This window comes from Cupriavidus necator A5-1 (assembly GCF_000744095.1).
GTDB lineage: Bacteria > Pseudomonadota > Gammaproteobacteria > Burkholderiales > Burkholderiaceae > Cupriavidus > Cupriavidus necator_A.
Map to the genome: position 1 here is coordinate 1,110,332 of NZ_JQLI01000001.1, position 14,448 is coordinate 1,124,779.

At 62.7% G+C, this 14,448-nt stretch carries 14 protein-coding genes and 2 pseudogenes; 3 read left to right on the forward strand and 13 right to left on the reverse strand.

Annotation, left to right across the window (positions count from 1 at the left end; all coding sequences use genetic code 11):
- Positions 1-12: 12 nt before the first annotated feature.
- Complete coding sequence (locus K307_RS04905; protein WP_329955912.1) at positions 13-621, reverse strand: MBL fold metallo-hydrolase; 609 nt, start codon at positions 619-621, stop codon at positions 13-15.
- A 150-nt stretch (positions 622-771) separates the two neighbouring features.
- Between K307_RS04905 and K307_RS50295 the strand changes: the two genes are divergently transcribed.
- Positions 772-906 (forward strand): hypothetical protein, encoded by a 135-nt coding sequence (locus K307_RS50295; protein WP_268989177.1) that lies wholly within the window; start codon positions 772-774, stop codon positions 904-906.
- A 62-nt stretch (positions 907-968) separates the two neighbouring features.
- Here K307_RS50295 and K307_RS49140 read toward each other — a convergent pair whose 3' ends face one another.
- The 8 genes and pseudogenes from K307_RS49140 to K307_RS04940 form a co-directional block, all read right to left on the reverse strand.
- A complete protein-coding gene (locus tag K307_RS49140) occupies positions 969-1,172 on the reverse strand; it encodes a transposase (protein WP_230625836.1) in 204 nt (67 codons plus the stop codon).
- Between the two features lie 482 nt (positions 1,173-1,654).
- The gene (locus tag K307_RS04910) at positions 1,655-2,650 is read right to left on the reverse strand and encodes an HpcH/HpaI aldolase/citrate lyase family protein (protein ID WP_042881345.1); all 996 of its coding nucleotides are present in this window, start codon (positions 2,648-2,650) and stop codon (positions 1,655-1,657) included.
- A gap of 22 nt (positions 2,651-2,672) precedes the next feature.
- Entirely contained in the window at positions 2,673-4,337 is a 1,665-nt protein-coding gene (locus K307_RS04915; RefSeq protein ID WP_063771659.1) for a GMC family oxidoreductase, read from the reverse strand.
- A 19-nt stretch (positions 4,338-4,356) separates the two neighbouring features.
- Positions 4,357-4,680: a DUF1330 domain-containing protein gene (locus K307_RS04920; protein WP_042876697.1), complete on the reverse strand. Its 324-nt coding sequence runs from the start codon at positions 4,678-4,680 to the stop codon at positions 4,357-4,359.
- A gap of 38 nt (positions 4,681-4,718) precedes the next feature.
- Positions 4,719-5,441: an ABC transporter ATP-binding protein gene (locus K307_RS04925; RefSeq protein WP_042876699.1), complete on the reverse strand. Its 723-nt coding sequence runs from the start codon at positions 5,439-5,441 to the stop codon at positions 4,719-4,721.
- 9 nt (positions 5,442-5,450) lie between these two features.
- A complete protein-coding gene (locus K307_RS04930) occupies positions 5,451-7,451 on the reverse strand; it encodes a branched-chain amino acid ABC transporter ATP-binding protein/permease (RefSeq protein ID WP_042876702.1) in 2,001 nt (666 codons plus the stop codon).
- Positions 7,448-8,300: pseudogene (locus tag K307_RS04935) on the reverse strand (branched-chain amino acid ABC transporter permease). The gene K307_RS04930 and the pseudogene K307_RS04935 overlap by 4 nt, the downstream one beginning before the upstream one ends.
- Before the next feature lie 116 nt (positions 8,301-8,416).
- Positions 8,417-8,779, reverse strand: a pseudogene (locus tag K307_RS04940) (ABC transporter substrate-binding protein); the annotation flags it as partial.
- A 470-nt stretch (positions 8,780-9,249) separates the two neighbouring features.
- Between K307_RS04940 and K307_RS04945 the strand changes: the two are divergent.
- Complete coding sequence (locus K307_RS04945) at positions 9,250-9,480, forward strand: tyrosine-type recombinase/integrase (RefSeq protein WP_042876706.1); 231 nt, start codon at positions 9,250-9,252, stop codon at positions 9,478-9,480.
- A gap of 33 nt (positions 9,481-9,513) precedes the next feature.
- Positions 9,514-10,047 (forward strand): tyrosine-type recombinase/integrase, encoded by a 534-nt coding sequence (locus K307_RS04950; RefSeq protein WP_080744890.1) that lies wholly within the window; start codon positions 9,514-9,516, stop codon positions 10,045-10,047.
- Here K307_RS04950 and K307_RS49145 read toward each other — a convergent pair.
- The 4 genes from K307_RS49145 to K307_RS04970 form a co-directional block, all read right to left on the reverse strand.
- Positions 10,044-10,289 carry a recombinase family protein gene (locus K307_RS49145; protein ID WP_042876708.1) on the reverse strand — a complete coding sequence of 82 codons (246 nt, stop codon included), beginning with the start codon at positions 10,287-10,289 and terminating at the stop codon, positions 10,044-10,046. The two genes, K307_RS04950 and K307_RS49145, sit on opposite strands and share 4 nt — an antisense overlap.
- Before the next feature lie 68 nt (positions 10,290-10,357).
- Positions 10,358-10,777 (reverse strand): phasin family protein, encoded by a 420-nt coding sequence (locus K307_RS04960; RefSeq protein WP_230625488.1) that lies wholly within the window; start codon positions 10,775-10,777, stop codon positions 10,358-10,360.
- Between the two features lie 410 nt (positions 10,778-11,187).
- Complete coding sequence (gene acs, locus K307_RS04965) at positions 11,188-13,161, reverse strand: acetate--CoA ligase (RefSeq protein WP_042876712.1); 1,974 nt, start codon at positions 13,159-13,161, stop codon at positions 11,188-11,190.
- A 158-nt stretch (positions 13,162-13,319) separates the two neighbouring features.
- Complete coding sequence (locus tag K307_RS04970) at positions 13,320-14,438, reverse strand: DUF294 nucleotidyltransferase-like domain-containing protein (RefSeq protein ID WP_051974661.1); 1,119 nt, start codon at positions 14,436-14,438, stop codon at positions 13,320-13,322.
- Positions 14,439-14,448 lie beyond the last annotated feature (10 nt).

The following is a 14,448-nucleotide window of genomic DNA, read 5'->3' on the forward strand; positions in this document are numbered from 1 at the left end:
GGTTGACCTGCGTTATGTGCGCGACAACTTTGGGACGTAGGCGTTACCCTCACGCTGAACCAAACCGGCAGTCGGGAGATTGAAGTGCATGCCGCTGATGGACAGTTTGTCCGTCGCCACCCTATCCAGCAGTTGCCCACGCGTGCGCGAAGCCTGTATCGGGTCGCTATCGAAAGCTATCGTGACTTCCGGCTGCGCCATCTGAATGTGGGGGAAGTGAACAATGTCGCCCCAAATCAGCAGCGAGGCCGAGCCGTCACCCAGCAGGTAGCCCGTATGGCCAGGCGTATGCCCAAACAGCGGGACCGTCTGGATGCCCGGCAGAATCGACTCTTGATGGAACGGCATCAGCTTGTCGCCGTACGCATTGAACCCATTCCGCGCTACATCGAAGAAGGGTCGGAAGCCGTCCGGTGCGCTCGAGTAGATGCCATCGTCACGCCAGAACGTGAGCTCCTTCTCGTGCACGAACAACTGCTGCACGTTCCTGAATAGCGGGGTGTGAAGAGGGCCGGCAAGGCCGCCGATATGGTCCGGGTGTCCATGCGTGAGCAGAATCGTACGATTTGAAGCGGGTCGATACCGGCAGCGGCCAGCGCGACTTGAAGGCGACCACCCCAGCCATTGATGCCGCCAGCCCCGCTATCGATGAGGATGGTCCGGTCGGCGGTCTGCACGACGTAGGCGTTGATGTTCATCCGGGGCAACGGAGGCGCGAACCCGACCAGTTCGCACTCAATTGTTCCCCCAATTCAGACTGCGAGGTAGACTATGAGTTCTCAAGTTGCATTCCAAGCGCCGGCCATCAATCGAAAGAAGGTCGGCGACATGACCGTAACCATGTTGAGCGACGGCTATCTTGATGCCTCGTTCGAGTTGCTGAACGGCATCGATGCGCTAATATAAGCTTAGCGATGGGCCGTTGCCGCAATCGCTCAATGTTCTTCGCCTGCCGCTCAAACTGGGCGCTACGTTCGAGTGTGGTGCCAGAACCACGCCATCTCGATCAGCAAGGAGCGCCCTCGCCGGTTGCCCTGCTTACTGATTCCCTGGTCAACCCGGCTCTCGCCGCTATCGTAGGGCTGAGGCACCAGACCAACACAGGACCCTACTTCGCGCCGGTTGTCAAAGTGTCGCCCAGAATAGCTCGAGTACCAGTCGGGTAGCCCCACCGGACCGACCGCGTTGAGTCGTTCGATGTCGGCGATGCGTTTCTGTACGGGTTCCGGCAATTGTTCGATCAATTCTTTTTGGAACTCGGCAAATTGCTGCTCAGCCAGGGCCAGGCGCCGGCACTCCCTGGTTAGTCGCGCGTGCAGCTATGGCGGCAAGGGCGCGCCGTCGTGGCAGCGAATCTCTCCCCATTGCGAGACGCGTTGCGACGTCGCCCTTGGCGTCCCGCCAGCAGCCCACCGTGCGCAACAATTTGCGTATCCGGTCGCGGTGCTGCAGCATTCAGAAATAGGGGGTTTTTCTGCTGAGAGAAGCGCCCTGCTATAGCGTTCGTTGCTCTCGTCATCACAGTGGGCGCTTGACTTCATATCCACCGGGCGGGCGCAAAGACACCGATCGCACCAGGCCGCGTCAGGGCGCTGCCCGCCCGGCAATACCGCGTCTTGAAAACCCCCATCCACGTGCCACCATCTGTCGTGCGTCAGGGTCCGAAGAAACGCTTCCTCGCCTCGTCCGGAAGCCCCATGCCGGTCACCCTAGCCTTCTGGAGCACCTCCCAGAAGTAGCGGTAGGTGGCGCGGTCATGCAATTCGCCCTTGTACTGGATGGGGCCCCAGTCCGCGTCCTGTGCAGACACCAGGATATTCGCGGCATCCTCCACCTCCGCGAAATCTGGCTGCATGGCATTGACGATTGGCAGAATCTGAGCAGGGTGAATGCTCCACATGCGCATAAACCCAAACTCGTTGCGCGCGCGGCGGGCATCGCCCGCGATCACCTCGGCGTCCTTGAGGTTCAGGCACACATTGTGGGCAGGCACGATGCCGTTGGCCAGGGCCGCGGCCACCGTATCCGCCTTGGCACGCGCCAGCAAGGCATGCTCGAACTGGCCCGGGCTGCGCATGGCGGCCGCCGGGATGGCGCCGTGGTGGCCGCTGACGAAGTCCATCAGACCGAAGTCCAGCACCTCTATACCAGGAAGCTCAGCAATCTCGAATACATTGCGCAGGGCACCGTGGGTCTCGATCAGTACGTGTACAGGCACCGGCCGTGCCAGGCCGGCCTCCCGCGCCGCGCCACCGATGTACTCGATCACCTCGGCAACTTGCCGGGGACTCGTAGCCTTGGGTATCGTGATATAGGCCAGCCGGCTGCCAGCCTCGCCGACGATGATGTCGACGTCCTGGCGCCAGGCCGGGTGCGACGGGTCATGGATGCGCGTGCCGACACGGCCGAACTGATTGCGGTCCGAAGCGATCGTGCGCGCCACCATGGCAGCGTGCTCACGCTCCTGGCCGGCAGCGGCCCCGTCCTCGCAGTCACAGGTTACGTCAAATACCGGGCCATATTCGAGCTGCAGGTCCATGGCCTTGCCGATCAGCTTCTCGCTGCCGGCATAGTGCTCGCAGGCAGCCAGCACGGGGAAGGCCTTCTCGCCGGCAAAGAGCGCGTGTTTTGGATGCGTTGTAGATGTCATGATATGTCTCGATTCCTCCATGTCATCCGGCTGCAATCGACACGTCTGAAGTGACGGTGTAGCGCCCTGCCCTGTCGTCCGACGGGGCCGCGACACCGAGGATCATGTCGGCGGCCTTCTCGGCGATCATGATGGTCGGTGCATTGGTGTTGCCCGACGGGATCCTTGGCATGACGGAGGCGTCGACCACGCGAAGACCCTCGATGCCCTTCACACGCAACTGCGGATCCACCACCGCATCGTCGTCGATACCCATCTTGCACGTCCCAACCGGGTGATACATCGACTGTGCATTGGCCCGGAGGTATCGGGTCAGCTCCGCATCGGTCTGGTAGTTCGTCCCGGGAAGCAACTCGCCCTTGAAATGTTCGCGGAACGGCGAGGCGTCGAAGATCCGGCGAATGACGCGGATGCCTTCGATCAGCGGCTGCATGTCGCGCTCATCCGTCAGGTAGTTGGCGACCATGCGCGGAGCATCACCCGGGAATGGCGAGCGCAACGATACCGAGCCGATGGAGTAAGGGCGCAGCAGCGTGCACGAGGCCGTCAGCGCCGGCGCACTGTCCGCCTTGTACATGCCCGACTTGCTGATCATGCTGAACGGACGCATCTGCACCTGGAGATCGGGCACGGGAGTATGCGGGCCCGAGCGCAGGAACAAGCCGACCTGCGCCGCAGCGGAAGTCAGCAGGCCGCGCCTTGAAACCAGGTAGCGGAGCACATCCGGCAACATCCGCCAGTTGCTCGAGATCAGCCCGTTGATGGAGAACGACGGGTCTACGCTCGCCAGGCAGTGCGCGTAGATATGGTCCTGAAGGTTCCTGCCTACGCCGCGCAGGGCATGCTTCACCTCGATACCGAACGACCTCAGCTGTTCCGCCGGGCCGATGCCCGAGAGCATCAGCAGTTGCGGCGAGTTGATGGCACCGCCGGAGAGGATGACCTCCCTGGCGTGCGCTTCGTGAGGCTGACCATCTACGACATAGCGCACGCCCGCGGCACGCTTGCCATCGAGCAGGATTTTTTCGGCCAGCGCGCGGGTGTGCACCACGAGGTTCGGACGATGGCGGATCGGGTGGAGAAACGCGGTCGACGTCGAGTCCCTCATCCCCTTGTGAATAGCGAATTGCAGATACCCCACGCCTTCCTGCGTCACGCCATTGAAATCCTCGTTGCGAGGAATGCCGATCCTCGTCGCCGCTTCGACAAACGCCTGCGAAGCCGGATGCGGCTCGTGCAAGGGCGAGACGTGCAGTTCGCCCTCGGCGCCGTGCAGCTCACTGGCACCGAGGAAGTGGCATTCGCTGCGCCGGAAGTATGGCAGTACGTCGCTCCACCCCCAGCCCGGGTTGCCCAGTTCCCGCCAGGCATCGTAGTCCGCGGCCGTGCCGCGCATATACACATGGCCGTTGATCGAGCTGCTGCCGCCCAACGTCTTGCCGCGCGGCCAGATGATCTTCCGGTGGTTCAGCCCGGGTTCTTCGTCTGACGTGTAGCCCCAGGTCAGGTCGGGATGATTCACCACGCGCGGTACGCCTGCCGGCACTTTCAACCAGACGTTCCGGTCCTCGCCGCCGGCCTCGAGCAGCAGCACGCGATGACGTGGATTGCGAGACAGCCGGTTCGCCAGCACGCATCCCGCAGAGCCCGCACCGATAATGACATAGTCGTAGGTCTGGATATTCATCGTTTCATCCCGTTCGTGATCAGCGTACGCTCGCGCCGCCATCTTCGGTGCCTTGCATGATGTAGAGTTGCGTCTTTGCCGACTCAAACCGGTAGCCGATCACCTGCTGGTAGTCGCTGGAATCATAGAACTCTCGTGCACGCGCGGCACTCTCGAATTCCAGGAACACGACGCGCTTGACGACCCGGCCCCCCTCGCGCACTTCGGGATTCCCGCCGGCGACCAGGAATTTTGCGCCGTACTTCTTCAGCACGGGTTCTACCCTCGGCGCATACTCGGCGTTGAAGTATGCGGCGTCCTCGATCTCAAGCTCGGCGTAGATATAGCCCTTGGCATTGCTCATGTGATCTTCCATGTGACTTCCCTGTAGCGAGCGCCGGTTCAGTGAGCGCCGCCCAGATAGGCGGCACGCACGGCGGGATCCCCCTTAAGCTTGGCCGCGGGCCCTTCCAGTGCAATGCGGCCGCCTTCCAGCACGTAGGCGTAGTCAGATACCTCGAGCGCGGCCGCGGCAAACTGCTCAACCAGCAGCATGGTGACCTGCTGGTCCTTGAGCCGGCGGATAATCCGGAAAACCTCCTCCACCAGGATCGGAGCGAGTCCCATCGACGGCTCGTCCAGCAGGATCACCTCCGGGCGCAGCATCACGGCTCTGGCCATGGCCAGCATCTGCTGCTCACCGCCTGAGAGCGTGCCCGCCAGTTGCGCACGCCGCTCCTTAAGCCGGGGAAAGAGCTCCATTGCTTGTTCCAGATCCGCGAGGACATCTCCCCGAGGGCGGCTCCCGGTGAACCGGGGAAAGGCTCCCAGCGTCAGGTTATCGGCGACGCTGAGCGTGGGGAACACCCGCCGGCCCTCCGGCGAATGGGCCAGTCCCAGGCGTGCGATCTGATGGGATTCGCACCCCGTGATGTCCTTCCCATTGAGCAGTACGGCGCCGCCCTTCGGCCTGATCATGCCGGACACAGCCTTCATGGTGGTCGTTTTGCCGGCGCCGTTGGAACCGATCAGGCTCACGACCTTGCCACGAGGCACTTCGAATGAGATCCCATGGAGAACTTCCGTGCTGCCATAGCCGGCGTGCAATGCTTCGATCTTTAGCATGGTGAATCCTTATGCGACGGCGGGCTTGATATCCAAAGACTGCGCGGCAGGCTGCGTATCATGCGATTTGGCGGCACCCGCGCCCAGATATGCCTCCAGAACCTTGGGATTGCACTGCACCTCCGCTCCCGTTCCTTCGGCGATCTTCTGGCCAAAATCCAGCACGGTGACCTGGTCGCAGATGCTCATGACCACGTCCATGTGATGCTCGATCAGGATGACCGAGATGCCGTGCTCGCGAATCTTGCGGATCATCGCCACCAGGCCGGGCAACTCCGCGGGCGGCAGGCCCGCGGCCGGCTCGTCGAGCAACAGCAGGCTTGGCCCCAGCGCCAGTGCCCGCCCGATCTCCAGCAGCCGCATCCGGCCATAGGGCAGGTTGCGCGCTTCCTCGCCGGCAACGTCCGAGAGGCCGACAAAGTTCAGCAGGCTTGCCGCCCGCTGGCGCGCCTGGCGCTCTTCCTCGCGATAGCGTCGCGTATGGAGGACGACATCAAGCAGCGACGACCGGAACGTATGGTGCAATCCCACCAGCACGTTCTCCACGCTCGTCATCTCGCCGAACAGCTGCACGTTCTGGAATGTGCGGGCGATGCCGCCGAGCGCGATCTCGGAGGGCGCCCGGCCCGATATCGGCTTGCCGTCATACGTAATGACACCGTCGGTCGGCGCATAGATGCCGGTGATGACGTTCATCATCGTGCTCTTGCCGGAACCGTTCGGTCCGATGAGTCCATGCACGGTGTTCGGGGCGATGCGAAGATCGACCGTATTGAGCGCCTTCAGGCCGCCGAATCGCATGACAATGCCGCTTGCCTCCAGCACCGGCTGGTCGCTCTTCAATGGCCGGGCGGGATTGACGAGTGCCAGCGGCGCAGCGACGCCACGCGCAATGCCCCCGCGTTCATCCGCCCACGCCTGCCCGACCTTGCCGAGGGTGCCCTTCAGGTAGCCGGTAATGCCATCTGGCAGGTAGAACACGACGGCCAGGATCATCAGCCCGAAGATCGTCAGCCGATGCTCCGTGATGTCATTGAGGGTGAACGCGAACACCACGAAGCCCGCCACCGCGGCCAGCGGAATCGCCAACGCCCGCATCGTCACGCGGCTGCACTTGAGCGCCCATGCCGCATATGCCGCCACGACTACCGCGATGCCGACGGTCAGCAGACGAAACAGGAACGGGTCGGACAGGAGGTTGGGCAGCACCACCACCACCGCCGCGCCCAGGATGGCACCGGTGCGGGACCTGCGCCCGCCGAGCGTCACTGCCAGCAGGAAGAGTACGGCCAGCTCGATCGTGAAGTTGTTCGGCGCAATGTACTCTTCCGAGTAGGCGAACAGACCGCCAGCCAGGCCCGCCAGCGCCGCGCTGATGACAAAGGCAATGACCTTGTACCTGTAGACGGAGACTCCCATGCAGTCGGCTGCGACCGGACTGCCCCGCAGCGCGATGAACGCCCGACCGAAATGAGACTTCAGCAGCCGCGTCACGGCGACCAGCGACAGCGCCACCATCACCAGCGTGAAGTAATAGAAGTCCACCGCCGTCACCTGATGACCGAGCACCACCGGCTTGCGCAGCTGGAGTCCCTGCGGACCGTTGGTGAGGAAGTCCATCTCGTTAAGGAGAATCGCGATGATCGTCCCGAACGCGAGCGTCACCATGGCGAGATACGGACCGGTCACGCGCAACGCCGGGAGCGCCAGCACGGCACCAAGACACGCGGTGATGGCCATGGCGGCGGGCAATGCCACCCAGAATGGCAGCCCCGCCTTCACGGCAATCAGGCCCGCCGCATACGCGCCCACGCCAAAGAGACCCGCGTGACCGAGCGAGACTTCGCCCGTATAGCCGACCACGATGTCCAGGCCGAACAGCAGGATGGCATAGATGCCGATCACGACCAGCAGATGGATATAGTACGGATTGGTGATGACGAGCGGGAGCGCCGCCAGCCCCGATAGCAGTGCCGTCGCGAGGAGTGCCTTGCTGCTTTTCATGGTCATACCTTCTTGATGATCGTCTTGCCGAACAGGCCCGCCGGTTTCAGGGCCAGTGCGAGCAGCAGGAGTACAAGGCCAGGGACATCCTTGTAGCCCGTGGAGAAGTAATAGCCGGTCGCCGTTTCGGAGATGCCTAGAATCAGCCCCCCTACGATCGCGCCCAGGCCGGAGGTCAGGCCGCCGATGATGGCGACGGCAAGCGCCTTCAGTCCCAGCGATGCGCCCATGCCGGCGCCGGCCAGCGTCAGGGGCGCGATCAGCACGCCCGCGAAGGCGGCGGTCGCGCATGACAAGGCGTAGGAGAATGTGATGACCTGGCTGGTATTGATGCCCATCAGGCCGGCCGCGTCGCGGTCCGCGGCGGTCGCGACCACCGCCTTGCCGTAGATCGACTTGCGGTTGAAGAGCTCGATGCCTGCCATGAGCCCAAGCGCCCCCGCTACCACCAGGATCTCCATCGGCAGGAGGTTTGCCCCCCTCGGACACCGGCGCCGGAAACCGGACGTCTTCCTTGCCCCAGATGTTCTCGGCAACGTTCTTGACGATGATGCCGATCGCGATGGTCGACATGATCCAGCCTTCGGACTTGAGGCGCATGGCCGGCCTGACCGCGATGCGTTCGACGCCAACCCCGTATAGGGCGCCGAACACCAGCACCAGCGGAATCATCAGCCAGTAGTTCACGTGCGCGACGATGGAGAGGCCCATCAGGGCACCGATGGCCAGCGCTTCGCCCTGGCCGAAGTTAAGCGTGCCAGAGGTCGCGAAGGTCAGCTGGTAACCAAAGGCGATCACGGCATAGATCATTCCGACAGCGCAGCCGCTGAACAGAATTTGCATGACGACATCCATGGAGGACTCCGTTCTGTTTAGGCTTCGGTCGGGACGCAGCCGCGCCGCGGGAGCGTGCGAGACATCGTGAGGGACGTCGCGCCCCGACCTTCCTGACTCGTGCAGGAATGTACGCGCTACTTCGCCTGGTCGGCCTTGACCACTTCACCCTTGCGAATGGTGGCCATCAGCGCCTTCGAGGAATCCTTGAACAACTCGTGGTTGTCCTTGGAGAAAGGCCCGGTGTAGCGCATGATGACGCCGTCGACCGGGCCCTCGAGGTTCTCGAGCGCCTCGCGGATCTTCGCACCGTCGGTGGAACCCGCCTGCTTGATCGCCGCGGCCAGCAGGTAGACCGAGTCATATCCCGGCGCTGCCCAGCCGAGGCCTGCAATCCGCTCGACCTTGTAGGTCTTCTTGAAGTTGTCGACAAAGGCGGTTCCCTTCGCGCTGGCGCCCGGCACGAACGTCTGCGGAAATACCGCCCCCTCCGCGTTGGTCCCTGCTGTTGCAGATCGCTATTTTGGCTAATGGCGACCGCTAATTACGCCAATGTGGGTGCCAGCCAGGATAGATTAAGGAAAAACGCTCTTCTCCTACCGATGCTCGCGAGTGCTTTCAATGGTGATCTCCCCAGCGCGAAGATCGTGGCGTAAACGCGGATCGCCAGAATGCCCCCATTTCTTTCGATCTTTCGCGCGGTCATACGCACGGCTCTACCGAACTATCACCCTTCCCGTCCGCCCTGCCCGGCCAGCAACAGAATTTCGCCGACACCGGCTCGGCGTAGCCCGCGTTAGCTGAATTAATGATCCGCCGCGCCGCATTAGCGGAACCCTTGGACATGGATGGAAAGTGGCGTTGCTCTTTCACAACGGCAAAAAACGCCACTGAACGACCGTTTCGCCATATAGATCAAATGTTTACAGCCATGTGATCGCTAGCGGATATAGCGGTCACCGCTAGCGGAATTAATGATCCTCAACAGCACTCGACCGGCACTCATCTACTGCAAGCAGGAGTTGACCTGAGTGTCATTGCACTGTGGCTTGGACACGAAAGCCCGGCCACAACTCACATGTACGTCGAGGCCAACCTCGCGATGAAGGAGCGCGCGCTCAATACCTTGCAGCCACCTCACAGTAAAATCCCGCGGTATCGACCGCCCGACCGCCTGATGCAGTTCCTTGAAAGCCTGTAATTATGCGCAGAGTCCACGCCACGAACTCACTGCATGGCCAATCGCAGCACGGCGAATGGGTGTTCGTGGCTTGGAACTGCGCATAATCGCGAGATCGTCATAGTTTCGCCCATGCAAATAAAGAGGAGAATCTGCCCGCTCTGGCCACAAACGGCGCAGGTATTGAAGCAGTTTGCCGAGGAAGCGCGACTGGACATGCGGTCGGATACGCCGCTCTTCCGCAACCAGCGAGGACAGCGGCTCACCCGGTTCGGTCTCGGTTACATCTTGTCGAAGTGCATTCAGTCGTCAGCGGTCAAATGCCCGTCCCTGGCCAACAAACGACTTCACCCGCACAGCGCCCGACATAGTACGGCGATGCTATTGCTCAAATCCGGCGTAGCCTTGGTAGACATAAGTCACTGGCTCGGTCACGTTAGCGTCAACACGACCAACCGCTATGCGAGCGCCGACCTGGAAATGAAACGTCAGGCCATTGCTCGAGCAGGGGCACTTGCAAGCTCCGTCACGCCACCACGCTCGTGGCGCTGTGACACCTCCGTCATCGAGTGGCTTGCTACGCTCTAACGCCGACTTAATGGGGAGTCCGATCGCTCGGGCTCCCTTGTTCGCCGACAGCATCTCCGCAGCCAGTCCAGGTTCGAGCGCGCCAGGCGCGAGACCTCCAGCGCAAACACAGCGCCCACTTGCCCCATCGAGACATCCGCCACCAGCGTCTTGAAGTCCTCGCGGCCCGTCATCTGGGCGCCTGACTGGCCGAGGTCCCGGTCAAGGATGCGGATCGATGTGTCCGGCCAGCCCAGTGCCAAAGGGCGATGCCATCGATTTCTCCATCATCCCGGGTGCCGTGGCGGCCGTCGGCCAGCGCGTCCATGCCCTACTTGGGATGCAGCAACTTCTTAATCTCCTCCATATGCTCCGTGGCCCGCTGCGTGATGGTGGCCAGCGCATCGACCTGCGACTTGCGTGCCATCTCCGCGAGATCCTTCATATCGGTCAGCGCCGTCTGGTAGGCCACGCGAATCATCTCCGCCTGCTTGCCAGGGTCGATCAAGCCAGCGCCACCGGCCTGGGCCTGGGCAAAGTCCTGGATTCCCTGCATGGTCCGGGTCAGGATCTCGGATTGCTTCTGTGCCATGGCTTGCATCGCCTCATAGGTAACCTTGTTGCTCTCGGCTAGCGCCTCCATGTCCTTGCGCTGCGACTCGATGATCGGCGACATATCAAGCCCCGGGACCTTGAAGTCCAGCATCATCTTGGTCACGTTGGCGAAGGGGTTGGTTTGGGTGGTCATCATTGTCTCCTGTTGAAAGGAATCGTTGCGGGTTCGCAGGCAGGCAGCGACGATAATCGCCAACGCCATCGCGCCTAGTCTAGGTGGGGGTGGGAGGTCCGGGAGAATTCCTCGTCGATGTGCACCGCGTTGTTGTCGCCCGAGACGGCGGCGAACAGCACGATATCCACCAGCCCCTTCGTAAACTGCTTGGATCTTGCCGCCCTCACAATCCGTGCGTCGAACCTGGCTGGACGCAACGCACATCTTCCGAAAAATCCCGTTCCGACTCTGCTCTGTTGCGGCACGTGCGCGCCTACATCTGTTCTATAGCCTGTTCCGGGTAGGAATGCTGTCCGCAAGCGTACCGTCCCGCGGAATTTCACGTCCATGTCCGCACACGCGCGAGTCCCGCCGTTAGGGGCCGCTTCGGCTCAGCGGAGCTGCTCGAGGATCGCTGGATTCTCAAGCGTCGACACATCCTGCGTGATCGCCTCGCCATTCGCTAGCGAACGCAGCAGCCGGCGCATGATCTTGCCAGAACGCGTCTTCGGCAAGTTGTCGCCAAATCGAATGTCCTTCGGTTTCGCAATCGGTCCGATCTCCTTGCTCACCCACGCCCGCAACGCGTTTGCGATCTTCACCGCTTCCTCGCCCTCGGGGCGCGCGCCCTTCAGCACGACGAACGCAATGACGGTTTCGCCGGTGATCTCGTCCGGCCGGCCGACCACGGCAGCCTCGGCCACCAGCGCATTCGCAGCCAGCGCCGACTCGATCTCCATGGTGCCAAGCCGGTGGCCGGACACATTGAGCACATCGTCGATACGCCCCATGATCGTGAAATAGCCCGTCACAGGGTCACGGACGGCGCCATCGCCGGCAAGGTACAACTTGCCGCCAAGCTCTTCCGGGAAGTAGCTCGACTGATAGCGCTCGGGGTCGCCCCAGATGGTGCGCAGCATCGCGGGCCACGGGCGCTTGATCACCAGGATCCCGCCCTGTCCGGCAGGCACGTCCTGCCCGGTTTCATCGACCACCGCCGCCATGATCCCCGGCAACGGCAGGGTGCACGAGCCCGGCACAAGCGGCGTCGCGCCGGGCAGCGGCGAGATCATGTGCCCGCCCGTCTCGGTCTGCCACCAGGTATCGAGGATCGGGCAGCGTGCGCCGCCGATGTTGGTGTAGTACCACATCCACCCTTCCGGATTGATCGGCTCGCCGACGGAGCCAAGGATGCGCAGCGACGACAGGTCATAGTTCGACGGACTCACCTTTTCGTCAACAGCGGCTGCCTTGATGAGCGAACGGATGGCGGTTGGCGCGGTATAGAAGACCGTGACCTGGTGCTTCGCGATCATGTCCCAGAAGCGGCCCGCGTTCGGGTAAGTCGGCACGCCTTCGAACAGCACCTGGGTGCCGCCGACCGCGAGCGGGCCATAGGCGATATAGCTGTGGCCGGTGATCCAGCCAATGTCAGCGGTACACCAGAATACATCCGACGGCTTCCAATCGAAGGTCCATTTCATGGTCTGCGCGGCCCACAGCAAAAAGCCGCCGGTGCTGTGCTGCACGCCTTTCGGCCTGCCGGTCGAACCAGAGGTGTACAGGATAAAGAGCGGATGCTCGGCACCAACCCATTCCGGTTCACAGGTGCTGGCCTCGGCTTGCGCCAGTTCATGCATCCACAGATCGCGATCCGCGTTCCACTGTATCTTGCCGCCCGTGCGCTGGTACACGATCACGCTCTTCACCGCCTCGCAGCCGCCCAGCGCGAGGGCTTCGTCCGCGATACTCTTCAGCGGCAGGGCTTTGCCGCCGCGCATCTGTTTGTCCGCAGTGACCAGCGCAACGGCACCCACACCCACCAGCCGTTCGTGCAGCGATTTCGCGGAGAAGCCGCCGAACACGATCGAATGCGTCGCGCCGATTCGCGCGCATGCCTGCATGGCGACCACGCCCTCCACCGACATTGGCAGGTAGATCACGACACGGTCACCCTTCTTCACGCCACGTCTCCTGAGCGCGTTCGCGAAGCGGCACACGCGTTGCAGGAGATCCTGGTAGGTCACGGTGGCCACGGTGCCATCGTCGGCTTCAAAGAGGATAGCAACCCGGTCGCCATTGCCGGCCTCGACATGGCGATCAAGACAGTTGTACGAGGCGTTTAGCTCTCCATCTTCGAACCACGTGTAGAACGGCGCGTTCGACTCGTCCAGGACTTTGGAGAAAGGCGCCTTCCATGTCAGCGTCTCGCGTGCGAGACGCCCCCAGAAGCCGTTGTAGTCGGCTTCAGCCTCGGCGACGAGGGTCTTGTACGCGTCCATGCCAGAGATGGCCGCATCTGCCGCAAGCTCTGCGGGCGGCGGGAACAGGCGGTGTTCGTGGAGAACCGATTCAATGGATTTCATTGCTTACTCCTGCGTGCATATTGAGCATGGGGCCATGCCGCCGCGCCATCCTCTGCCTTCCTCCCTGAAACAAGCGGCTCAAGGCCTTTGCCAAACTGTGCACGCAATCGCCTTTGAAGTCGGTACGCCGCCGTACCCGGTGCGCGGCACCGGCGCGATCAGATGCCCTGGCGAGAGTCCAGGTAATCCAGTGCCAGGTGCTTCTGCAATACACGGGCTTGGCGCAAGGCGTCGAGCAATGCGCGCCGCTCGCCCGCCTCCAGTTCGTCCGGGTCCACATGGTTGTGCATGGGCATGCCGCGTTCGAAGCAGCGCTGCTGTGTCTTCAGGCGCAACCTCTGGATGCAATCGAAAGCGAGGATCCACGCTTGCACATCCTTCGGCGCCAGGCGTCCCATCTCGCTGGCCCGCCTGAGGCGATGCGCCGTATTGCTTGCGCGGGCGCCGCAAGCCAGGCCGTAGATGCGGGCCGCATCGACGAACAGCGTGGCGGCGTCCAGCTTCAGATCGATCGTTCCGGCGAACTCACCGCGCTTCGCGACCACGAAGTCCCGCAGTAAACCAAGCGGTGCTTTGCGCCGCAGTGCATTCGCGGTCATCTGGAACAGGAAGCGCGGGTTGTCCGGCGCCATCTTCCCGAGCCAACCCCTCAATGCCTGCGCCAGCTCCCCGGCGCCGTAAAGCGGCCGCAAGTCGAAGAAGATGGTGGCGTTAAGCAACCCCGGCGGATCACCTTCGATGATCCAGCTCGCGAAGCGCTCCCGCCATTCATGCAGGTCCAGGCACCATTGCGGATTGCTCGCCATAATCTGGCCGGTGCACAGCGGGAACCCGCAAGCATCGAGCGTTTCGTTGATGCGCAGCGCCAGCGGCAGCATCCGGTCGCGCATTGCCTCTGCGCCGCCGCTGCCCGCTACGATTATCCCGTTGTCCTGGTCGCTCGACAGTGTCTGTTCCTGGCGGCCTTCGCTGCCGAGGGCGATCCAGCACCAGCGCATGCCCGCCATCTCCTCCCCGGCACAGGCGAGATCGATCACGCGCTGCGTCAATGCATCGTTGAGCGTCGAGATGAGCCGGGTAGTCGGCTCGCTTGCCGCCTGGCCCGCCACGCGCTGCCAGAGCGATCGAATCTCCGCGGCTGCCCGCTGCAGGTCCCTTTCGTCCTGCGCGCCGGCGATGCGCAGCCTGGCTCCCGCGATATCGCGCGAGAACGCACCGCCCCCCACGGCGGTCGGGTTGAAGGCGGCATCGGGATGAATCGTTGGCGGATCGCTCATGGTCGATTCC